Source organism: Coleofasciculus sp. H7-1, from assembly GCF_057473865.1.
This window is the reverse complement of record NZ_JBYCCT010000071.1, coordinates 63,809-86,461: the sequence shown is the minus strand read 5'-3', so window position 1 is coordinate 86,461 and position 22,653 is coordinate 63,809. Positions and strand designations below refer to the sequence as shown.

Below are 22,653 nucleotides of genomic sequence, written 5' to 3'. Positions count from 1 at the left end.
ACTGTTCCCATGTCAGATTGCTACGATATGCTTTAGTCATTCGCTCACAAGGTGCTGGTTTCTACAAATCTCAGCATAAGCTTTGTGAGCTTTCTTACAACAGTACCCTACTTTTAAAACATCCTCTTAGGCAAATCCAGTTCAGCAGCTTTTTTTTCAGATATATCAAGACCAGACAACCATTTAATTGCAAAAGGGGCATGAACTTCTGAGAGTGTCCATAGAATAGCCCGCACAACATCAGGATCGCTGATATGAGGTTTCGTTCTTAGAACCGCTTGGGTCAGCTTATCCATTCCATGTTTTTTGAGCCATAAAGGAAATTGTTTAATGCTTTCTGGAGGAGATTTTTTATTTTTTATAGATTGGTTTATCATAGCCGTAGCTAGTTCTTGCCACTGCTTTACCCCCTGACTACCCACTTGGCTAAGACTATCTCCCAAAGTTTGCAAGAATTGGTATTGAATCCGGTCTAAGTCACTAAACCTAACAGCACTGGCGTAAACAAACAAAGCACCCCCCTGAGCTTGCAAACGGTGGCGAATGCGACTAATAAGGTGAGTTTTGCCAACTCCTTGTTCAGCTGTTATGGCGATAGAGGTAACTTTGCCTTGACCAGAGCTAACCTGTTTAATCGCTTGAAAAATAGCGTCAGAAGCATGGGCGTTCAAAGTTGGAATATCGGGAAATCCTTGCCCCCAAACATCCTGAATCCTGACAGAAGCACCTTTAAGAGCAAACGGGTTGTGACTTTCGATAGCAGCGTTGAGCTGTTCAATTGGAGAGGCAGAAAAGTTTGTCATGGCAATTTGTGTGAGGTAAGCAAACAAAAAAGGGTCAAGTTCAAATTTAGGAATTTAAGCGCTTGGCGTAGTAGCGCAATCCGCTTAGTTCAGTAGTGATTGAGTCCTCAGCTTTATCGGGGGTGATACCTGACATCTCTCCAGCCATTAGCTGAAAAATGTCGTTGGCTTGCATTTCCAGCAGCCACTCGTTGAAGTGCGATCGCGTAACTCGTTCCCCAATCTCACGCCGAATCCGGTAAATCGGTACCAGATTGTCCAGGTTATAATCCCGGTTAAGCTGGTCGTACACTTCTAACGCCACTGGCTTAAACTCGTCGTAGGACGCGATCGCTTTCCCTGTTACCTGATTCGATGTAGCAGTCGCCCCATTTGCTAGCGTTCCCGTCTCTCTAAGCCACTTCAACAAAGCATTAGCAGTTTTTGCCCCAATTTGGCTGTCAAACTCGAAATCAGCGTTTTTCAATCCCTCCCCAAGCATCTCAACGCCTTTGCCAGACAGGGATATTTTGTTTTTGGAGATAGCGATCGCTCCAGATGTTTGCAACTGTTCAAAAACGCCCTGATAATCCCCTGATTTTTCGTGCGTCCGTTTAACTCTTTCGGTTAAATCACCTTTTTTAACTTCCTCATCGGCTCCCTTCATATCCCACAAAGCAAGAAGCACGCGAGTTTTAGCTTGAGCTTCCGTACCTCTTAACCCTTTAGCTGTATCTTTTGATTTCTCTTTGGTTGTCATTTCAGTAATTCCAGATAATTGCGATCTACAATTAGTATTCCCATTCAATCTAGCCAAAGTTAGGGTTCCCGTCACTCTCAAGCAAATTGCGATGAGACACGGTAAAAAAGCCAATTTACTAAAACATTAAGTTTAATTAAAAAAAAGTTAGTATCTGGTTGCTTGTGGATATCGACTCAATTCTTCAACCATTTCAGCGCTTTGGCGTTCATCTCGGTTTAGAGCGCATTCAAAAATTATTGGCAAACTTGGGCAACCCGCACCACAAAGTGCCAATGATTCATGTCGCTGGCACGAATGGCAAAGGATCGGTTTGTGCTTACCTCTGTGCAGTGCTGACTGAGGCAGGTTATCGCGTCGGGCGATATACTTCCCCTCATTTAGTGGATTGGAATGAGCGCATCTGTCTAAAGGAACAGGCGATCTCTCTGGAAACGCTAGAAAAATTGCTGCTACAAGTCCAAGCGGCAATTCCACCCGGTGAAGAGTCACCCACGCAATTTGAAGTCATCACCGCCGCCGCTTGGTTGTATTTTGCCCAGCAGCAGGTAGATGTGGCGGTGGTGGAAGTGGGTTTAGGAGGGCGTTTGGATGCGACGAATGTATGCCCTAACCCCCTCGTCACAATTATTACTTCTCTCAGTCGAGAACACTGGCAGAACCTTGGCCCTACTTTAGCGGATATTGCCAGAGAAAAAGCCGGTATCCTCAAGGCGGGATGTCCTGCTGTCGTGGGACAGTTGCCAGAGGAGGCGAGGGCGGTGGTACAACAGCGGATTATTGAGTTAGGGTGTCCGGTTGTTTGGGCTGAACCGGCGGTGGAGTTAGGAACCGCGAAGACGCAAAGGGAAGAAAGAAGGGTGGAGTATCAGGGGATAAAGTATCCTTTGCCTTTGTTGGGAGATTTTCAGCTGAGTAATTCGGCATTAGCGATCGCATCTGTGCAAATTCTCTCCTCACAAGGTTGGGAAATTTCCGAAGCAGCGATCGCTTCTGGTATGGCAAAAACTCAATGGCTGGGGCGTCTTCAGTGGACAAGTTGGCAAAATCATCCGTTATTGATCGATGGTGCCCATAATCCAGCCGCCGCGATCGCTCTGCGCCAATATGTCGATACCCTGGATAAATCGCCGATTCATTGGGTGATGGGGATGCTTTCTACTAAAGATCATGCTGATATTTTTAGTGCATTACTCAGAAAGGGCGATCGCTTGTACTTAGTCCCTGTCCCGGATCATAGTTCCGCCGATCCAGAATATTTAGCTACCATTGCTCAAAATATCTGCCCAGAATTAGCTGATTGTCGCACCTACCCGGATCTCACCACTGGATTAGAAGCTGCCATCTCCCCAGAAAGTTTATTGGTTCTGTGCGGTTCACTTTATTTACTGGGTCATTTTCTGAAACAAAACCGCTTTGCTGCACCTACATAATCTTATTTTTAACGCAAACAGGACTTACGCAAAGCTTATACATATAGCGTTTTTTCGGGTTCAATCCCCCTGTGGTTGCCCTTACTATGTGGTGATGTGCGGCGAGTCCTGCTTATTTTTAACGCAAAGTAACGCCAAGGTAAGCGCAAAGGAACGCAGAGGAACAAAAATCCTTCTGTTCTACCTTTGCCATACATTGTGACCTCTCCCCAACCCCTCTCCTGCTAGGGAAGGGGCTGGGGGTTAGGTTTTTTTGAGTCAAATGAGAACCTCTCTATTTGTAAAAAGACAGATAATACAGCACTTTTGAAGCTAGTGAGGTACGAGGATCGCCTAAAACCTTTGATTTTGGAAGCTTGACTGTACCTCATCCAGAAAGAAAACGCTGTATTGCCCCTGTATTACTCAGCACTCGCTGCCAAGTTTTTGCACAAAATGTCGTGCTGCACTTGCTCTGGGGTTTGGTTTCCGTTGACAGTCAACAAGCGTTGGCGATGTTCGTAGTATTCCAAAATGGGAATCGTGCGTTCTTGGAATAATTGGAGGCGGCGTTGTACGATTTCTGGTTGATCGTCTGAACGCGATCGCTCTCTGGAACGGCTCATCAACATTGATTCTGGCACCTCCAGCCAAATTGCCCAATCTAGATGTTGCCCCAAACCTTCCAACAAAAAGTCTAATTCCTCTGCTTGAAAAGCAGTGCGAGGATAGCCATCTAACAGCCAACCGCCTTTGACATCCGGCTGTTGGAGACGCTGGCGCATGAATTCGATCATGACGGGATCGGGTACTAATTCACCCTTTTCTACATAGGTCTGTGCTTGGATACCGAGGGGAGTTTGGGATGCGATCGCTTGCCGCAAAATGTCGCCCGTGGCAATTCCAGGAATCCCCAGGTGACTACATAGCAGTGCAGTCTGCGTTCCCTTACCTGCCCCAGGCCCTCCCAGAATTATCAGTCTCACGGCACCTTGCTCAGAAGTGTGATTGAATTAAGCACTGTTTAGACGCTGAATTTTGATCCAGCTTTCAACCAAGCCTATGCTGGCTATTTTGCCATTGATCGGGCGATCGCGCGAGACTGACAAAGCCAAGAAGCCATTCAGGATAGTCAACTCTTGACGGATGGATATATCTAGTGTTTGATTATGAGGCAAAATAAAAAAATACACTACATATCGTTTGCTAACCAAACCTTTCTGGGGCAAGCGATTCGCTCTTCAAGATTCCTCACGATTAAACTTCGCCTTATGGTTGCCCAGCTAGAAACTCCAGCGCTTCATTCAGATCGTCGCCTGATCCCCACTATTGAAGGACTGGTGCAAGTTTTTACCGGCGCTCACCGCAGCTTTTTTACCGGCGTGATAGCCCAAGCGCTGCGAATTGCCGGTCAAGGAACCCCAGTTTTAGTGATTCAGTTCCTCAAAGGCGGAATTAATCAGGGACACGAGCATCCCATGCGCTTAGGGCAAAATCTAGATTGGGTTCGCTGCGACTTACCCCGTTGCATTGATACCCCGCACCTCGACGAGGCGGAAACTCACTCTTTACTCCAGCTTTGGCAACATACCCAAAAAGTAATCTACGACGGCAAATATTCCCTCGTCGTTCTGGATGAATTGAGCTTAGCGATTAACTTTGGCTTAATTCCGGAATCTGAGGTACTGGCGCTGCTCGAAAAACGCCCCGCTCATGTAGATATCATTTTGACTGGCCCAGAAATGCCCCAAGCGCTTCTGGATGTCGCCGATCAAATTACTGAAATACGTCGCAGTCACAGACCTTAAGGAATGCGCTCACTTCACGCTATCCTAGTATTCCGGTTGGGATTACTTGTGAACCTGTGATTAAGAACGATATCTGGATTACTGAAATGGCTCAAAAGGGTATGATTTCGCCCTTTGAGCCTAAATTAGTTCGTCGTGTGGACGATTTACCTGTTATCTCATTTGGTCTGAGCAGTTTTGGTTACGATATCAGGCTTTCGCCTGTGGAATTCCGCATTTTCAGGCATATTCCCGGCACAGTCGTCGATCCCAAAAACTTTAATCCTGAAAATTTGGAGCAGACAAAACTCCATACCGATGCCAATGGTAGCTATTTCATTCTGCCCGCTCATACCTATGGATTAGGCGTGGCATTAGAAAGACTAGAAGTGCCTGAAAATATTACTGTATTGTGCATTGGGAAAAGCACGTATGCGCGATGCGGGATTATCTGCAATCTAACGCCTGCTGAGGCTGGTTGGAGAGGACATTTAACCCTAGAGGTTTCCAATTCATCAAATGCAGATTGCCGTATTTACCCCAATGAAGGAATTGTGCAACTGTTATTTTTTGAGGGTAAACCTTGCGAGGTGAGCTATGAATCTCGGCAGGGTAAATATCAAGATCAGCCGGAAAAAATTGTTATAGCACGAATATAAGGAAATACTCAGGTGAAATACTTTCGTGTTGAGGTAGTTGCTGCCACGCCGAATCCCCAACAAGTTATTTGGGCAGCAATGCATCAAGATTACTCCGAAGAGTTGGTTTGGGATAGTTGCGATCGCTGGCCTGATGAGGAGCGAAGTGGCGAACTGATTATTAAACATTTATTATCAGGCGATCGCGGACATTACGGCCCTCTGGAACATCCTCAAATTACAGTGAATGTGGGTTATTTCCCGCACTCAATGATGCAGCAACTCCGCACTCATCGCGTCGGCGTGAGCTTTGATGTCCAATGTCTGAGCGGAGATACTGAGGTAACATTTGTCAAGGCTTCAGGTGGTTTGAGAAAGATAAAAATTGCCGAGCTTTACGATTTATGGGCAAATGGTGAAAAGGCTATCCGCGAAAGAAAAATTAAGGGTCGCCACGGAGAACTACCGGGAGAATATCGAAGAGATTCTAAATCCCGTCTTAGGAACATGAACCTCAGAGTTCTTAATGAAGATACTGGGGTTTTTGAAATTGGTCATGTTCAGGAAGTGTTCGATCAAGGAATACAGCCTGTTTATCGGTTAACTCTTGAAGATGGTAGGACATTAGACTGTACTGCTGAGCATCGTCTTCTCACCAAACAAGGTTGGCAGAAGATGAAAGAAGCGATTGGATTAATTACTAACACGAACCAAGAAGTTCTTTCTTATCAGCCTGATTGCTACTTAATGACAAATGGAGTAATTGTTGGCGAAGGATTGTATCGAGAAAGAAGTTGGCTCATTGAGCAACTATCAGCCGGATTAACTGCTCAACAGATGGCTGAGAAGGCTGGGTGTTCGGTTGAGGCTATCAAAAAGTGGGTTTATAACCACAAGCTAAATCTAAATAAGTGCAAGCCTGGAACGAAAAACCCTTGGAATAAAGGATTTCGGGGAGCTTACGTTTTAAACCTAACTTCTGAACAGCGACAGCAAAGAAGGGAAAGAGCAAAGCTATTTACACGTCGAGGTGCGGACAGTCATTTTTGGAAAGGTGGAGTAACTGAAGAACGAGTTGCTATCGGAGCCTGGACTCGTACGATTGCACCTCAAATTCACGAGAAGTTTGACTTTACTTGTCAGCAGTGTGGTGTTCGTGGGGGTCAACTTCATGCACATCACTTACTTCCAGTTTACTCACACCCAGAACAAGCTTATGATTTTGACAATCTAATCCTTGATTGTCAAAATTGTCATCGACAAATCCACAATCAAGGATTAGAACTAAAGTTTGCCCAAAACTTTCTTCCGATCCAAGAGCTTCCCGAAAAACCTAAACCGATAGGCCACAAGCTAAAAGCTCACCCGATGAAAGTTGTCCAGGTGCGATACCTCGGACTACAAAGAACTTACGATTTAGAAGTTGCTGGAAAATGGCATAATTTTGTAGGTAATGGAGTTGTAGTTCACAATTCTTTTCGCTATACAGGGCAAAGAATTGTTGATGTAACGGAGGGCAAATTAGATATAGAAGAAGCTTTCTATTTACGTCCCGTTGGTAACTATACGAACCGTCAAGGAAAACGCTATTTGTATTCGGAAGAACAACGTCAGGATGATTTGCAATGGTGCGTTTCGGCCTGCAAACATTATAAGAAACGTATAGATGAAGGACTTTCAGAAGAACACGCTAGAGGGATGATTCCTTTTGATGCCAGACAGCATTTTGTGCTGAGTTGTAATGTGCGATCGCTCATGCATCTTTTAGACCTAAGATGGAAAAAAGATGCCCAATTAGAGGCGCAAAAGTTTTGCGAGTTGCTCTATCGTCATTTTGAACAATGGACTCCGGCGATCGCTCAATGGTATTTGGAAAACCGAGCAAAAAAGGCAAAGTTAGCTCCATAGCTTGCTAAAATAAGCTTTATATGCTTATGAAGACCATGACCGCCGCAGGTTAAAAAAGCCTTCTAAGAAGTCTTGCAGGCGGGTGTTATTGCTTAATCGTTGTTGGTGCCACTCGTTAGCGGTTAGCTGAATAATTTCTGATAGGGTGGGAGAAATGGCAGGCAGTTGGCACAGAGCATCCACTTTGATTTTCTGCCGCATGGCGATCGCGATCGCTCCCATTAACTCACCCGCTTCCATTCCCACTAGCGTTGCGCCCAGAATTTCTCCATTGCGACGCACCAGAATTTTACAAAATCCCGTGATTTCCCCTAATATCTGGGCTGCTGCCACTGTCTTGAAATATTGTCGCAACACTAAGACATCTTTACCGTACTGGCGTCTCGCTTGCACCTCGGTTAAGCCAACCCGCGCCAGCATCGGTTCCGAAAAAACGCCTGTAGGAATGCCGCGATAGTCTACTTTGAAAATGGGCGCAAACAAAGCATTTTTTAGGGCGATGCAGGCTTCGTACTGGGCAATGTGGGCAGCTTGATAACCCCCAGCAACGTCACCACAAGCGTAGATGCGGGGGTTCGTTGTTTGCAGTTTCTCGTTCAACTCCATGCCACGGCGATTCATCTTGACGCCAACTCCTTGCAAGTTTAAAGATGTGACATTCGGTTGCGATCGCGTACACAGCAAAATTTCATCAGCTTCGATAGCTTTGTTGCCAGCTAGAACCCACTTTTTGCCGTCAATTCGTTTGACTTGTGTCACCTCTGTTTGAGTCAGAACCCGGACGCCCTCAATTTCTAGCTGGGAATGCACCACTCTCGCCGCCTCTGGGTCTTCTTTCGGCAGAATGTGGGAACTGCGTACCACCAGGGTGACATCTGCGCCCAACCGAGATAAAGTCTGCGCCAGTTCGGTGCCAGATGCGCCACCGCCAATCACCACCCAGCAGGGGCGGCGAGATGCATCTACAGGTAGCTGTTCGGGGGATTGCTGCCAAATATCTGTCGGCGTCAGATAGCCGGTGGCTTGGAGTCCGTCAATTTCTGCAATCCCAGGACGAGAACCCGTGGCAATCAGGTAGGCACGCGATCGCAATCTCCGTCCGTTGACGACAAAGGCGAGGTAAGGTTTTCGGCAAAATTCTCCCTCTCCAACAATCACATCAACGCCCAAAGAAGCCAAAATCGCTGGAGAATGTTGTTCTTCTAAAGTGGAGACGACGCTATCCGCCCACTGGATTGCCTCGGTGAATCGCACCCCTGGAACGGTTCGCTGTTCTGTGGAATCAGCTAGATCCCAGGGGACACCGAATCGATCGGCGTCACTCAGGGGGTGAATAACTCGCCTAACCTGAGTCAAAGCTTTGCTATAGATAGACCCTAACTGTAGGGACGATCGCCAGCGTTGCCCCTCAGGAGGCGGCTGGGGTTCGACTAAGGCGACGCGGGCTTGCAGGTTGGCAGCAGCAACTGCGGCATGACGCCCTGCCTCTGTGCCGCCTATTACGACTAAGTCGTACTCAACTGCCATGATTTGTTCTTTGTCAGTTGTTAATTGCTGATTGCTAATTATTTATGGCTAATGGCTAATGGGAAAAATGAACAATTAGCCATTAGCGATTACAAGATTGCAGCTAGACCGTCGATTAGGCGCTGGTTATCAACTTCGGAACGCACGGCGACTCGGAAGTAGCGATCGCCCAATTCTGGAAAGCTCAAGCAGTCACGAATCAGAATTTTACTCTGCTTGAGAAGTTTTTCCTGTACTTCGCTACTGGGTTGTTCTGACTCAACCAGTAAAAAGTTAGCGGCACTCGGTAGCGGTTGCAATCCCGGTATTTGCGCCAAACCTTGAAACAGGTGGGACTTTGCCGGTTCCAACCAATCCCAGGTTTGCTGTTGAAATTGTGTATCCTTTACCACAGCGACACCAGCGGCAGCAGCCAAGGTGTTTACGGGCCAAGGATCGCGCCACTGTTGCCAGCGCCGCAGGCGGTCTGGGTGAGCTATAGCATAACCTAAGCGCAGCCCTGGCAGACTGTAGAACTTGGTGAGCGATCGCAAAATCACCAAATTCGGGTACTCTTGCACCACTGGAATTAGGCTTTGCTGCTGGTCTGGCGGCAGAAAATCCATAAAGGCTTCGTCCATCACCACCAGAGCAAATTGCTCCAGATAAGGTATCAGAGTCTCCCGCAAAAACATCTGACCCGTGGGATTGTGTGGATTATTCACCAGTAAACCCATGCGATTTTGGATGTGGGATTTGGGATATTGGATTGGGAATCGCAAATCCAAAATCGAAGATCGAAAATCGGCAAGCGGGCACTCAAGTACGTTGGCGCTAAACGTCCGGAGTGCCCGCCAGTAGTCGCCAAATGCTGGTGTCACCAGACACGTTCCCGTCAGTTCTGATAAATCCCAACTTGCCCAGGTTAGTAACTCTGCCGAGCCGTTCCCAGGCAGAATCCAGTCTGGCGGGAGTTGGTGCAGCTGACCCAGAGACACCCGCAACTCCCCGTAATCTGGGTCAGGATAGGCACGTAAGCGCTCCAGATGTGCCCCAATCGCTGCGAGTGCTGACTGGGGAGGCCCCAACGGGTTAATACTGGCAGAAAAATCAACAATGAGGTCGGGGGAACAGCCTGCCAGTGCAGCTGCCCAGGCTAAGTTACCCCCGTGAACAGGCCGAGTCAAGGATGATTGCCGCTTTGGATGAGTAGTTACTCTTCGGGCGCGACTTTTTCTTTAAACAACTTACCCGCAGAAAATGCAGGAACCTTCGTTGCTGGGATTTCCATCTTGTCCCCAGTTTTAGGGTTGCGACCCTCGCGGGCTTTGCGTTCCCGCGATTCAAAAGAGCCGAATCCCACCAAAGTCACCTTATCGCCAGAAGAAACAGCTTCCATGATAGCTTCCAAGGCAGCCGTCAAAACAGCATCTGCTTGCTTCTTAGTGACAGAAGCCTTGTCTGCCACTGCATCAACCAATTCACCTTTATTCATGTTTAGTCACTCCAAATGGATTACACGGGCGTGATTATCACAGCGCTAAAGTCCCAAATAGGGGCTATAGACACCAGCCTTCGAGGGTAATTTAGCCTCAAAAAAGCTGAAACTCTCGCTGTCTCGAAGTTTCACTGCATTATTCTAAAGTCTGCGTGCTGGATATGGATCGTCGAAAGCTTTAAGTTATGTAGATTTGAGGATTTTTTTGACTAATTTTACGACAACGGGCACTTTTCGAGAGTCGCACAGCCTAATTTCCTAGCCAAAAACTCCATCTACGACACAAATAAGCCCCCTGTCGGAAGTCGAACAGGGGGAAGTTGTATTTTGTCTCCTCAAGACTCTAGCGCTACCTGTTACTGACGCTCCAATATCTGACGCGCATTTTGTCCTGGGGTGTAGCTGTAGCCAAATGCGGCACGCGACGAGTCATCGATAATCTGAGGCGTCAGCAACACGATTACCTCTTGTCGCTGATTTACCTTATTGGTACTTCTAAACAGGGCACCCAGCAGAGGAATATCACCCAAAATTGGCACTTTAGATACTGTCGTTCGCTCTGAATCTTGAATAATGCCTGACAAAATCAGCGTCTGACCATCTCGCAGGCGAAGTTGTCCAGAGTTCAGGTTACGCACCGTCAGCAAAGCGATTTGGTTGACATCATCACCAACGACTATATTTTGCTGACCCCCAATCGCAGTTACTGTGGGATTTACAGCTAAAGTGACAAAACCATTATCGTCAATCCGCTCGACTCTGATATTGAGTATTAAACCTGCCTGCTTAATTTCTGCGGTGACTGTTGTATTCGTAGTATTGTCGGTTGTTTCCGTTTCCCGCCTAATATTGCCGACGACCTCTTGAGTCAGATTGACGGTAGCCGACTGTCCTTCCTGGACAACCAGAGTCGGGTCAGTCAAAATCTTAGCATTGCCACTTTGAATCTGCGCCTGTAATGACGATAGAAACCGGCTGGGGAATTGGAAAAAGCTGGGAAGAGCTGTAGTAACTGTCCCCAGAGTTCCCGCTGTGAAGGTAGCAGTAGTAGTAGCAGGAGTACCAGCAGTACCAGGAATAATTGTCCCAGGGGTTCCTGGAGGAGAACCAGCAGGAGCAGGAATGAATTGAGCAGCAGTGCCTGGAGTACCAGGAGTTGTAGTGACAGTACTTTCGTTTGGCGTTCCCCGTGTAAAGTCGGTTATACCGGCTCGGAATGGATTTCCTGAAACTCCCGCGCTAGGTTGAGGAAATGATAAAGCCGCTCCTGGTGTCTCGTTAACCGTCACAGCAGGATTATTGCCCGGATTGATAATCACGCTTCTGGTGCCTGTTCCAGTTCCGGGAACAGGTACGGAATTGTTGAAATCTAGGAAAGTATTTCCACCTGCAAAGGGGTTCGCAATCACTGTTGGAGAAACCTGACTCCCCTGTGTCTGCGCTGCCGTAGGTGGTCTGACACCGCCATAGTTAAAGACGGCTGCTCCCCGGTCAACGTTGAAGAAACTATCCCCGATCCCGAAGGAGAAGCTAGTATTAAAGTCCTTGGTGTTTAATAGGTTGACATCAACGACCTTGACATTCACCGCCACCTGACGACGGCGGGCATCTAGCTGGGTCAGAAGGTTTGTCGCAATTTCAACTTTGCGAGGAGAGCCAACCAGAGTGATGGCATTGAGTCGCTCGTCGGCTGACACTGCTAACCCTTTGAGTAGTAAGGGGGCATTTCCCTCGGTGGCTCTGAGTGCTAGAATGCTTGGCGTTCTGATTTCTACGGTTCGAGCGGCGGCTCCCTCTCCAATGGTCTGAATTTGAATTTGCTCTGTAGGGATTTGAGTCTCTGCCCCTTGGGTCGTCAAGAAGTTTGCAGCCGCCGTGACCGGGACTTGATTGAGTCGCAGGCTGCGCGTGATGATATTTCGAGCATCGTCGGGCAGTCTGGCACCCACAAAAATTGTTCGTCCAACTCGGTTGGCTTCCAAGCCGCTCAACTGAAGGACGTAGTTGAAGACATCTTGAACTGGTTCGTTTTCGATATCGAGGGAAATGGTAGGTCCCCCCTCGGTAGTTGCACCACCCGGAGCGGGGGCTGGTTGCCCAGGAGTACCAGCTGCCGAGCCTCCCGTAAAGGCAAGGTTGAGACCAGCAGAACGGGCAAGTAGCCCTAAAACTTCTCTGACTGGGGCATCCCGCAACACTAAGCGGGGTACGCGCTCAGATGTACCGAGATCGATGACAGCGGGGGCAGCATTGGTGTTGGAGGTGGTAATATCGCCGACTGGGGGCGCGATCGCTCTCGGCAAGAAAGGTGGTGCCGGACTGACGGGTTGCACTGTCCCAGCCGCTGGAGCCGGAACTCCGTCAATGGTAATGCGCGGGTTGGGTACCAGAACGTCTGGGTTTGGCGGGTTTATGACTGGTTGAGGCGTTTGCGAAGGAACTCCTGGTAGCCCTAGGGTAGGGGTTATGCCACTGGGTGTTGGAGCCTGTGGGATTTGACCAGCTGGCGTTTGGGGGAATACACCGCCCGGAATTGGCGTTTGAGCGAGTCGGTTTGGAGCCGGTGGCGTCTGGGCCGTAGGTGCAGGTGCAGTAGGAGAAGAATTAACAGGTGTCTGGGAGGAGAGCGTCGCCGGGGTTACTCCGGTCGGCGGCACAACAGAGTTAACGTTTAAGGTTATTCCCCCCTCCTTGTTCTGGCTAATCTGCCCGGTCGGTGTGCTGTTAGCAGCGCTGACCGTTACTCGGACGCTATTGTCATCCCGCTGGCTCACGACGACTGACTTAATGCCAGGAGCTGGGTTTTCCTGACGGAAGCTGTCTCCCTCAGGTAAGCTCAGCTTGACATTCCGTACATCTGCCATTAACTCATTACCACGGCTGAGTGTGAACATCTGAGGGCGTAGGACAGAGTCCTGACCGGGGGTATCGCCCTCAGATGTCTTTAACATCACTTCAACACCGTTATCCGTGGGATTGAGTTGCACAGCGGTTACTTGCGTGGCAGCTGCTAAGACCCGTTGTGTTCCGGGTAGAACCAGTGCTGAACCGAGCAAGATTCCACCCAATATTGATAGCTGTTTCACCGTTTCCTCCTCACACAAAAGCAATTTTTGCACCTGAATAACAGCTTTCAGGTCGAATTCTCGTCACCTACTCGCTGTCTCCTACTGGGCTGGTTGAGCTGCCGCCGCCGCTGCCGCTGCCGCTGCCGCCGCCTCTTTCGCTTCCTGCTCCGATAATGGCAGCAGCACCTCTAACTTAAAAGAGGTGTTAATCAAGGTTCGCTCTTTTGGTTTGCCACTGGGGACAATTTGACCCTGCCGGTTTACCGTAATTTTCTGACTGGTCGCCGCCTCTTTCAACTCTGATTTCAAGTCTTTTACTACTAGCAGTTGCTGGAGTCGCTCTAGACTTCTCAGAATGGATTGGGTTTGTCCGTAGTCGCCTTCAAAACTTACATTGTATACCTTACGTTTGAGCTTACCATTGACTTCTGGTCCTAAAGAGCCATCATTAATAATGTCATTACTGTTGGCATCAGCGGCATCGTTTCTTCTTGGCTCATACTTGGTCAATTTGCCTTGTCTTGCCTTAACAAAACGATTGATATCCAGCATTAAGGTGTCCAGGGTTTTCGCGCTACCAAACATGGAAAGGACAGCAGCTTTTTGCTGTTTTGCCTTATTTAGGTTTACTTTCGCCTCATCAATTTTTTTCTGGAGTTGTGCCTGTTGATTAATTTGCTCCTGGGTGTTTTCTACCTCAGTTTGCAGTTGTTGATAAGAATTCCACGCAGGCAGCAATAGGTTAACCACCAAATAAGCTGCTCCTGCTAAACCCAACACTGCCAGCAAGGCACCGCTGACTGTTGGTGTGAACGTAATACCAAAGGCACTGGGATAGGCAGCCTCCTCTTGGCCTTCATTGGATGGTATAAAGTCTTGACTCACCGTCATTTTGGCAGCGCTCCTGTGTTCTGAAGGTTTCTAAGCCGAGTCGCCAATCCCACTGCACCTTTGCGCTCCCACTCTCTGAGTAATTGGGAAGCCGGGGCATCGCTCAGGCTCGTTTTAATGGTGTATTCCACCACTTTTGGCAATTTAATTTCTACTTTAGCGTTGGAATTTCCTTGATCCTGGGGCTGTTGCACCTGGGTTTGATTGTCTTTCAACTCGGCAGTCACGATTTGGGTATCTTCGCTATCGAATAATTTAGATCGCTGTAGCGTTAGCAAAAAGTCGTTCACTTCATCAAAGGAGCGAGCGTACCCTTTAATTGCCACGTTAGAGCTGGGAGGGGCAGCGGCAGCAGTGGGGCTAGGGGCTGCCGTGGTGGTAGCTGGATCTGGAGCGGTTTGTTCAATGCTGGTAATTTGCAGACCGGGTGGGACGCGATCGCGTATATCCTGCAAAATCGCTGACCAAGGAGCCAATTGATTAAACACACTGGCGAGTGCCTGCGTTTCTCCTTTAACTGTCTGGGTTTCGTTGTTGATTGCTTGAATCTGCTGTTCTTTGGCTTTGCCTTCATTCAAGCGCTGTTCCAATTGAGCTTTTTTTGCCGTCAATTGTTCGGTTTGGTTTTGCAGCAAAAACCACAACGCCCCAACCCCTGCTGGCAACAGCAGACCGACTGCCAATCCCGCCAACAGCGGCGTCATGTTTTTATTACCAGAGGGCGCTTTGGCACCGGGGACATCGCGTCGTATGATGTCCGGGCGATCCTTAAGAAAATTAATATCTAGGCTATACATCCCTTTAAACCTCTCGTAGTCCTAATCCCAATACAACTCCCAATCCCGGTCTTTGCACTGGTGAAATTTCCTCTATCATCTCCAAGGAAAGGGCTGCAACTGGGTCTACTTGCGTCGTCGGCAAGCTCAACCGTTGCGTGAAGAATTCATCCAGTTGTCCAATTCCTCCTCCTGGCCCAGCGAGTAGCAGCTGCGCCACTTCCAAATTTTCGCTCTGATTTAGATAAAAATCGATAGAGCGACGCAGTTCATCGGCAAGCTCTCCCAATACTCTAACTAAAGCTCCCATACCGGGATTGATCCCCGTTGCACCCGTGCGGACATTATCGACGGGGGTGTTGGGAATTGTCATCCCTTGCAGGATTTCCGTGTTTCTCGATGTCGGTAAATTCATCGCCCGATTCAGGGCACTCTGTAGCTGATACGTCCCAATCGGTACGGTACGGGAGAATTGGGGCACCCCATCCACGATGATGGCAATCTCGGTGCTGTCGAACTCAATGTCCACCAGAACGGCAGCTTCTTGAGGGCCAAATTGCCGCAACTGCTCTCTAATCGTCCGAATCAGAGAAAAACTACTAATCTCCAATACATCGATTTTTAATCCAGCTTCCCGGAAGGTTTCAATATAGGTGTCTGTCACTTCCTTGCGGGTAGCGACCAGCAGCACCTGCACCTTCTCAATTCCATCTTCATCGGTGAAAAATCCCAGCTTCTGGTAGTCTACATCTGCTTCTTCCCGTGGAAATGGCAAGTAGAGACCGGCTTCGTGATCCAACACCATTTCCCGCAACTCTTTGTCATCAAGTTCCGCAGGCACTGGGATAACGCGCACCACGGCTTCGCGCCCCGATACGGCAGTGGCGACGTTCTGGACTTTTATCTTACTTTCAGCGATCGCTTCCTTAATCAGTTCGGCTAAAGTCGGGGCATCCATAATCTTGCCTTCTTGAAAGACCCCTTCCGGAACTTCTTTAGAGGATAGCGTTGTTAATTTGAATCCTTGACCCTGCTTGCGTAGTTGAGCAATATTAATCCGTTCAGGGGCAATTTCTATACCAATTCCTTTGGTACGTTTAGCTAATAATCCTTTAAACCGGGTGAACATATCTTTAGGTTTGCTGAGGGAAGCAGAAAAAAGAAAGTTTAGTTAGGTAAGAGAGATTGCGTGTAGGGAGATAGAGACAGATTTATGGTACCCAATCTAGCTGACAAACACATCGGTAGAGACAAAAATACACCCTGGTAGATTCCGTACCATTAGATATACCTCATCAGGTAGGATGAGTTACTGCTAGCTGGGTTACTGCTAGCGCTGAAAGTGGAATTGCAATTTACATGATCCGTAGGAAAACCTGGAGACGATTGGGCGTATGTACCCTGTTGGGGTTCATTCTCAGCTGGGTTATCAGCTGTAGCCCAGGCTCTACCCCATCTGGAAAAGGGGAAATTGAGTTCTGGACGATGCAGCTGCAACCGCAGTTTACTGACTATTTCAACAAACTGATTGCCAACTTTGAAGCCGAAAATACCGGCGTCAAAGTGCGCTGGGTAGATGTACCCTGGAGTGCGATGGAAAGCAAAATCCTGACGGCGGTTTCAGCGAAAACGGCACCCGATGTCGTGAACCTGAATCCGGACTTTGCCTCCCAGTTGGCGTCGCGCAATGCCTGGTTGGATTTAGATACTAAAGTTCCCCAAGCGGTGCGCCAGCAATATCTCCCTAATATATGGAAGGCTAGCACGCTCAGCGACCAAAGTTTTGGCATTCCTTGGTATTTAACGACGCGGGTGACGATTTACAACCAGGATTTGTTTAAAGTAGCAGGTGTGAGCAAACCCCCGGCGACTTATGCTGAATTAGCACAAGTCGCTCAGCAAATTAAGGAAAAAACCGGCAAGTATGCGTTTTTTGTGACCTTGGTTCCAGAAGATTCGGCTGAGGTGCTGGAATCTATGGTACAGATGGGGGTTCAATTGGTGGATGCCAAAGGAGAGGCGGCTTTTAATACACCCGCAGGGAAAGCGGCGTTTCAATATTGGGTAGACCTTTACCAGAAGAAGCTGTTACCCCAGGAGGTATTGACACAAGGACATCGACGTGCAATAGAACTGTACCAAGCGGGTGAAACGGCTGTGCTGGCTTCGGGTGCAGAGTTTATGGCGACGATTGAGAAGAATGCACCAGCGATCGCGCAAGTCTCCGCTGCGGCACCCCAGATTACTGGCGAAACTGGTAAAAAGAATGTAGCAGTGATGAATCTGGTGATTCCCCGCGACACTCAGAAGCCGGATGACGCCCTCAAATTTGCTTTATTTGTCACGAACGATGAAAATCAGCTGGCTTTTGCCAAGGCGGCGAACGTGTTGCCGTCTACAGTTCAGGCAGTGCAAGAGTACCAACGCCAGATAGCCAGTAGTGCTAAGGTGTCGCCAGTGGAACAAGCTCGCGTCATTAGTGCCAGCCAATTGACAGCGGCAGAGGTTTTAGTCCCGGCGATGAAGGATCTCAACAAGTTGCAGAAGGCAATTTATGAAAATTTGCAAGCAGCGATGTTGGGGGAAAAGACAGTGGAGAAAGCAGTTGCGGATGCAGCTTTAGCGTGGAATCAACGGTAAGGATTCGCTGTTCGCTCCCCAACCCCTCCCCGGAATCGGAGCTACCGTGTACGCACATCTCTGTTCCTGATGAATCGTCTCGAGATCCCCCCTAGCCCCCGCGAAGAGAGCGCATCCCTCTCGCGCATCCGCGCCGCTACGCGAACGCTAACGCTAGTAAAAAGGGGGGAAATGGAATTCAAAGTCCCCCAATTTATCGGGGGATGCAATTGAAGATCAATCAACGTTCTGCAACTTAACCAAAGATGTGTGTACACCGTAGCTTCCCTAGTAGGGAAGGGGGCTGGGGAGTTAGGTTGAGATTATCGTAGAATTATTGGCACTTGATGTGACTTCACGGGGCAACTCTAGCCGGAAAGTTGAACCCTCTCCTGGCTGACTTTCTACTTGAATTTTTCCGTGCATCATGCGAACCAATCGATCAGTAATGGCAAGCCCCAAACCCGTACCACCATAAGTGCGCGTCAGGCTTTGACTGAGTTGCCGAAATTCCTGAAAAATTTGTTGGATTTCCGACGGATCGATACCAATACCAGTATCGCTGATGGCGATCGCTATTTGGTCGGGTGCCGGTTCGCAAGCGTCCACGGTTATGCTACCCGAATCGGTAAACTTAATCGCATTGGAAAGAAGATTGACTAATACCTGCCGCAGGCGATTACTGTCATTCACAACACAAGGGTTATCGAGACAAGCGTGAATATGCACTGATAAGTGCTTCTGCTGAGCCAAACTCTGGAGTTCTTCCACTGTTTGCTCGACTAGCTCGGCTAAGTTAAATTCTTCCAAGTTTAAATCCAGGCGTCCCGCCTCCAGCTTAGAGAAGTCCAGAATATCCTCAATCAGCTTGAGCAGGTGTTTGCCACTATTAAAAATGCGTTCTAGCATATTTAGTTGGTTTTGACCCAGCTGATGCTGAGCTTGGCGCATCAACAGTTGCGAAAAGCCTAGAATCGCGTTCATCGGAGTCCGCAGTTCGTGGGACATCAGCGCCAAAAACTGCGACTTCAGCCGGACTTCTTCTTGAAGTTGCAAATTTTGCAGATGATAAAAGCGAATTTTTTCCTCCCCTTGCTTGCGGGCGGTAATATCGCGTAGCATCCAGCGTAGAGAAGACGCCTTACCTTGCTTATCTTGGACGTTAGCGACAGTCAAAGCAGCATCAAAGAGATTGCCTTGACGCGATTTTAGTCGCACCTCCCACTCCTGAAGTAAGCCGATTTTAGGGAGCTGATTCAGTTGGGAACGAAAGGCTCGACGAGCTTCTTCAGGCACAAATATGATTAGCGGTTTGCCCACCAGGTAAGTGTGGGAGACACCGAGAAGCTCGGTGGCGGCACGGTTGGCTTCCCGAATCGTTCCAGCTGTATCTGTCACCAGATAGCCGTCTGGAGCCAACTCGAATAGGTCTTGGTAGCGTTGGCGTTCCGCTTCCAATGCCCCCCTCGTCGCTAGCAAAGTCTCATTCTGTTGGCGCAGTTCTTCTTCGGCTACGTGCAATTCTTCTAAGGCGGTTTTTAATTCCTCCAGCGATACCGCTAGCAGCTCTGGTTGTTGCCGGGGCGATTCGCTGACACGCTGCTGTAACGCCGCTGCGCGGTGGCGTGCAGTTTCTATTTTCTGGGTAAACCGCTCTCCTTTTAGGTGAAAACTCATGAAATTATTGATAAATACCTTTTTTAAACTTTTGTTAAGCTATTGAAGCACCCATTTTGCTTTTTGAGCAATTTGAAAATCAGATTAGCTGAAAGTGCCCTAAATGACTAGACAAATCGCACCTAGCTTTTCGCTTTTGGCAACAATTGCTGTGGAATTTATTCAATGAATAAATTCCAGTAACTCGAAGGGTGTGCAAAATCTCAGCAAAACATTAGGCACACACCTTGAGTTAACTGTAAGAAATTTATTTGTAAATCCTCTTTGAGACTGATAAGTTAGGTGGACATCAATCAGATGTAACCGGAGCCTAATCCACATAACCTTCATAGCCTTCTTGAACCCGGAAAAGCCCGCTCCCCCAGCCTTTTTCCCACTTCGCGCTAAGCCTCTTCTGGTTAGAAGAAAAAATAGTTAAAATATTTTAGCTTCTTTTAAGGAGAAGAAGGCTAACTTTAACTTTCTTCATCTTGTCGGATCGAGGTGCGGAAAGTGGTTGGTTTTATTACCAGTAGGTTTAATTTTTACACGTACTTAGAAAATATATATAGCAATTCTATTTGATTTGTAATATATTTTTTTGACGAACCGCCAAGAACGCCAAGAACGCCAAGAGAGAGAAAGAAGAGAATTTTAGAAATCACTTAGGATTGCTATAGCAAGACAAACTGTAGCTTTGAGATGTTTATAACGTTGGCATGATGCTGTGCAATTCTTGCATTAACACAATCACCCCTTGAATATCTTTTTTTAAGCTAAATAGAGGCATACAGGTGACTTTACACTGAATTGTCCTGCCGCGCCGGTTGATAGAATCTAGCGTTTCTTCGTAGGATTCGGACTCCCCGGTTAAACAGCTTTGAAGCGGCTGTCTGAGTTGTACCGACAAGCCAATCTCCAAATTTAGAAAGTGTTGTCCTTGGACTTCATCGCTTTGCAATCCCCAGAAATTTTCAGCTTGAGAATTCCAGATTTGGATGTTTAGCTCTTGGTTTAACACGACGATGCCGCCCGGTAGACTGGTCAAGATAGACTTTAGAAAGGCGTTGGCTTGGTTGAGGTCGTCGCTGCATAGTCGCAGTTCTTCCGTTGCTGTCTGTAGCTCTTTGTTGCTCGTGTCTAATAGTTCCGATGTTATTTGGAATTCCTCGTTACGCGCCTTGCAGTTGCTCATTGATGACTTCGAGCGTCTGCTTGGAGTATTCTATCTGTTGCAACTGTTGAAACTGGTTCCTGTTTTGGCGATCGCTCTGGCGAGTCCCTGAATACGACGGGATCGTTAGATACTCGTTGTATTGAGATAGCTCCTCGTGTTCCACCAGTAAGTCTTCCCTGTCCTGATTCATGTAGTAGCGCCGTCCTGTTCCTCCATGAATAAAAGCACTCCCCGAATCTCTCCATCCTTTGCCAACAGAGGTTTACAAGTGAATTTACACTCAATTGCCTTGCCGCGTCGGTTAGTGGCATTTAGAATAATATCTTGAAAGTTGCAGTCTCCGGCTAGGCAGTTGCGAATCGGCTGTTTGAGTTGCTCCATCGACAAGCCAATCTCCAAATTTAGAAAGTGCTGTCCTTGGACTTCATCGCTTCGCAGTCCCCACATATCTTCGGCTTTGCGATCCCAACTCTGGATATGCAAATCTCGCCCAACTACGACGACGCCACCCCGAAGACTGCCCAAAATCGACTCTAAAAAAGCGTTCGCGTCGTTGAGTTCTTCGCTGCGGCGGCGCATTTCATCGTTGAGCGTCTGCAATTCCTCATTCGTGGATTGCAGCTCTTCGTTCATCGTTTCCAGCTCTTCATTAGAAGATTGGAGTTCCTCGTTTGTCGTCTCTAACTCTTCATTGGAGGATTGGAGTTCCTCGTTTGTCGTCTCCAACTCTTCATTCGTAGACTGGAGTTCCTCATAAGCCATTTCCAGTTCTTGGTTGGATTGTTGCAGATCATCCTGTAGCCGTTTGTAGCGGCTGACATCAATGAAGGAAATACTGACGCCCAAAAGACTGCTGGTGACATCCACTAGCGGTACCACTAGCACGTCTAGAGAGATCGTTTCCCCTTTTGGGGTTTGCCACTGCACATCCCTGACAGTAATCTGTCGCCCCTCCGCGTAGGCTTGATCGATACAAGAGCGTAATTCCAGCGGACGATAAGAAATTTCCAAATCTTGCAAGGGGCGACCCTGATCCCTCGGACTCAAGGGAAACATTGCCCTCGCTTGTTCATTCACCAGCGCTAGAAAGCCATTGACATCTATCACTATCTGGGATGTTGGACTGCTGTCGAAAGCGACTTCCCGGATGCGTACATGAGTGGCTAGATTGTCCGCTGCTTCCTCGCTGCCAGATTGAGCCATAAGCAACAACCGTTCGCGTATTCCTATTCTAGGGACTTTGGTAAAGACACGCCGCTTCAAATCCGCAGGTGTAAAAGTATGGCTGTGACTGAGCAACATCTCCGCCTTACCTAAGAAGATAAAGCCATCCTCATTCAGGGCGAAGTGAAAACGGGCGAGGATTTTGGATTGGGTTTCGGCATTGAAATACATCAAAGTGTTGCGGCACACCAGCAAGTCAATGCGGGAGATGGGAGCATCAATCGTCAAGTTGTGACGCCCAAAAATCACCGAGCGGCGCAGATCCTTACGAAAGTTATAGCAGCGATCGCATTCCTCGAAGTATTTCTCTAGCATTTCGGGAGCCAGATCCGCGACATCCTTTGCTGAATAAGTGGCTTGGCGGGCTTGATTTAGGGCTTCCTCGTCTAACTCGGTGGCATAAATTTTCACCCGTTCTTTGAATTGTTCTACTCCCAGCGCTTCGGCGAACGCCATCGCTATCGTATAAGCTTCTTCTCCAGAAGCACAGCCAGCACTCCAGATGCGGATGGGTTCGTTGATGTGTTTGCGGGCGGCAATTAGAGGAATAATTTCTTCAATGATGTAGTCCCAAGCTGAGCGATCGCGGAAGAAGGCAGTTACATTAATCAACAACGTGTTGAATAGGTGAATAAATTCTTCTGGATATACTTCTAGGTAATCCATATAATCGTTGTAGCTTTCCGTTCCTACCGTCTGCATCCTTTTGAGGACGCGACGCATTAGAGTGGAGCGTTTGTAGCCAGTAAAATCAAAGCCACGGCTGCGTTTAAGATACTCCAGCAGCGCTTCAAATTCGGGGTTGATGGTTGAGGAATTCATAAGTAGCTGTTAGTTATAGCAGTTCTCGGTAGGTGCGGTACAGTTTTAACCTCGCTTCCATTCCGCCTCCAGAGGTTGGGAGCGAGGCTTGGAATTATTCACCCACAACCGCGTCGGGAAGGGGGGGTA

19 protein-coding genes are annotated in these 22,653 nt (G+C 48.1%); 5 read left to right on the top strand and 14 right to left on the bottom strand.

Going from position 1 to position 22,653, the window contains the following annotated elements; all coding sequences use genetic code 11:
• Positions 1-113: 113 nt before the first annotated feature.
• Complete coding sequence (locus AC2VDX_RS20105) at positions 114-803, bottom strand: AAA family ATPase (protein ID WP_486928233.1); 690 nt, start codon at positions 801-803, stop codon at positions 114-116.
• Between the two features lie 46 nt (positions 804-849).
• Positions 850-1,542 (bottom strand): hypothetical protein, encoded by a 693-nt coding sequence (locus AC2VDX_RS20100; RefSeq protein ID WP_378184840.1) that lies wholly within the window; start codon positions 1,540-1,542, stop codon positions 850-852.
• Between the two features lie 164 nt (positions 1,543-1,706).
• Here AC2VDX_RS20100 and AC2VDX_RS20095 point away from each other — a divergent pair, with 164 nt between their 5' ends.
• The gene (locus AC2VDX_RS20095) at positions 1,707-2,975 is read left to right on the top strand and encodes a bifunctional folylpolyglutamate synthase/dihydrofolate synthase (protein ID WP_378184842.1); all 1,269 of its coding nucleotides are present in this window, start codon (positions 1,707-1,709) and stop codon (positions 2,973-2,975) included.
• A 401-nt stretch (positions 2,976-3,376) separates the two neighbouring features.
• On the opposite strand, the gene AC2VDX_RS20090 is transcribed toward AC2VDX_RS20095, so the two are convergent.
• Positions 3,377-3,940: an adenylate kinase gene (locus AC2VDX_RS20090; RefSeq protein ID WP_378184844.1), complete on the bottom strand. Its 564-nt coding sequence runs from the start codon at positions 3,938-3,940 to the stop codon at positions 3,377-3,379.
• 285 nt (positions 3,941-4,225) lie between these two features.
• Between AC2VDX_RS20090 and AC2VDX_RS20085 the strand changes: the two genes are divergently transcribed.
• From AC2VDX_RS20085 to AC2VDX_RS20075, 3 genes are read left to right on the top strand one after another with little or no spacing between them, the layout of a single operon-like run.
• On the top strand, positions 4,226-4,762 hold the full coding sequence (locus AC2VDX_RS20085) for a P-loop NTPase family protein (RefSeq protein WP_378184979.1): 537 nt from the start codon (positions 4,226-4,228) through the stop codon (positions 4,760-4,762).
• A 56-nt stretch (positions 4,763-4,818) separates the two neighbouring features.
• Positions 4,819-5,400, top strand: coding sequence for a dCTP deaminase (gene dcd / locus AC2VDX_RS20080; protein ID WP_378184846.1), 582 nt, complete (start codon positions 4,819-4,821; stop codon positions 5,398-5,400).
• A gap of 12 nt (positions 5,401-5,412) precedes the next feature.
• Positions 5,413-7,287 (top strand): FAD-dependent thymidylate synthase, encoded by a 1,875-nt coding sequence (locus tag AC2VDX_RS20075; RefSeq protein WP_378184847.1) that lies wholly within the window; start codon positions 5,413-5,415, stop codon positions 7,285-7,287.
• A gap of 24 nt (positions 7,288-7,311) precedes the next feature.
• Here the strand turns inward: AC2VDX_RS20075 and AC2VDX_RS20070 are convergent, their stop codons facing one another.
• The 7 genes from AC2VDX_RS20070 to pilM form a co-directional block, all read right to left on the bottom strand.
• Complete coding sequence (locus AC2VDX_RS20070; RefSeq protein WP_378184849.1) at positions 7,312-8,814, bottom strand: dihydrolipoyl dehydrogenase family protein; 1,503 nt, start codon at positions 8,812-8,814, stop codon at positions 7,312-7,314.
• A gap of 89 nt (positions 8,815-8,903) precedes the next feature.
• Entirely contained in the window at positions 8,904-9,980 is a 1,077-nt protein-coding gene (cobD, locus tag AC2VDX_RS20065) for a threonine-phosphate decarboxylase CobD (RefSeq protein WP_378184851.1), read from the bottom strand.
• 26 nt (positions 9,981-10,006) lie between these two features.
• A complete protein-coding gene (locus AC2VDX_RS20060; RefSeq protein ID WP_378184853.1) occupies positions 10,007-10,288 on the bottom strand; it encodes an HU family DNA-binding protein in 282 nt (93 codons plus the stop codon).
• A gap of 359 nt (positions 10,289-10,647) precedes the next feature.
• Positions 10,648-13,377: an AMIN domain-containing protein gene (locus AC2VDX_RS20055; RefSeq protein ID WP_378184855.1), complete on the bottom strand. Its 2,730-nt coding sequence runs from the start codon at positions 13,375-13,377 to the stop codon at positions 10,648-10,650.
• Positions 13,378-13,458: 81 nt separating this feature from the next.
• Entirely contained in the window at positions 13,459-14,250 is a 792-nt protein-coding gene (locus AC2VDX_RS20050) for a pilus assembly protein (protein ID WP_378184857.1), read from the bottom strand.
• Positions 14,247-15,047, bottom strand: coding sequence for a PilN domain-containing protein (locus tag AC2VDX_RS20045; protein WP_378184859.1), 801 nt, complete (start codon positions 15,045-15,047; stop codon positions 14,247-14,249). The genes AC2VDX_RS20050 and AC2VDX_RS20045 overlap by 4 nt, the downstream gene beginning before the upstream one ends.
• Before the next feature lie 4 nt (positions 15,048-15,051).
• Positions 15,052-16,155, bottom strand: a complete 1,104-nt coding sequence (gene pilM, locus AC2VDX_RS20040; protein WP_378184861.1) for a type IV pilus assembly protein PilM — start codon at positions 16,153-16,155, stop codon at positions 15,052-15,054.
• Between the two features lie 230 nt (positions 16,156-16,385).
• Between pilM and AC2VDX_RS20035 the strand changes: the two genes are divergently transcribed.
• The gene (locus tag AC2VDX_RS20035; protein ID WP_378184863.1) at positions 16,386-17,666 is read left to right on the top strand and encodes an ABC transporter substrate-binding protein; all 1,281 of its coding nucleotides are present in this window, start codon (positions 16,386-16,388) and stop codon (positions 17,664-17,666) included.
• 291 nt (positions 17,667-17,957) lie between these two features.
• On the opposite strand, the gene AC2VDX_RS20030 is transcribed toward AC2VDX_RS20035, so the two are convergent.
• From AC2VDX_RS20030 to AC2VDX_RS20015, 4 genes are all read right to left on the bottom strand, one after another.
• Entirely contained in the window at positions 17,958-19,322 is a 1,365-nt protein-coding gene (locus AC2VDX_RS20030) for a PAS domain-containing sensor histidine kinase (protein ID WP_378184866.1), read from the bottom strand.
• A 685-nt stretch (positions 19,323-20,007) separates the two neighbouring features.
• Positions 20,008-20,496, bottom strand: a complete 489-nt coding sequence (locus tag AC2VDX_RS20025; protein ID WP_378184868.1) for a PAS domain-containing protein — start codon at positions 20,494-20,496, stop codon at positions 20,008-20,010.
• Positions 20,474-20,668: a hypothetical protein gene (locus AC2VDX_RS20020; RefSeq protein WP_378184870.1), complete on the bottom strand. Its 195-nt coding sequence runs from the start codon at positions 20,666-20,668 to the stop codon at positions 20,474-20,476. Before AC2VDX_RS20020 ends, AC2VDX_RS20025 begins: the two co-directional genes overlap by 23 nt.
• On the bottom strand, positions 20,665-22,524 hold the full coding sequence (locus AC2VDX_RS20015; RefSeq protein WP_378184873.1) for a CheR family methyltransferase: 1,860 nt from the start codon (positions 22,522-22,524) through the stop codon (positions 20,665-20,667). Before AC2VDX_RS20015 ends, AC2VDX_RS20020 begins: the two co-directional genes overlap by 4 nt.
• Between the last annotated feature and the right edge of the window lie 129 nt (positions 22,525-22,653).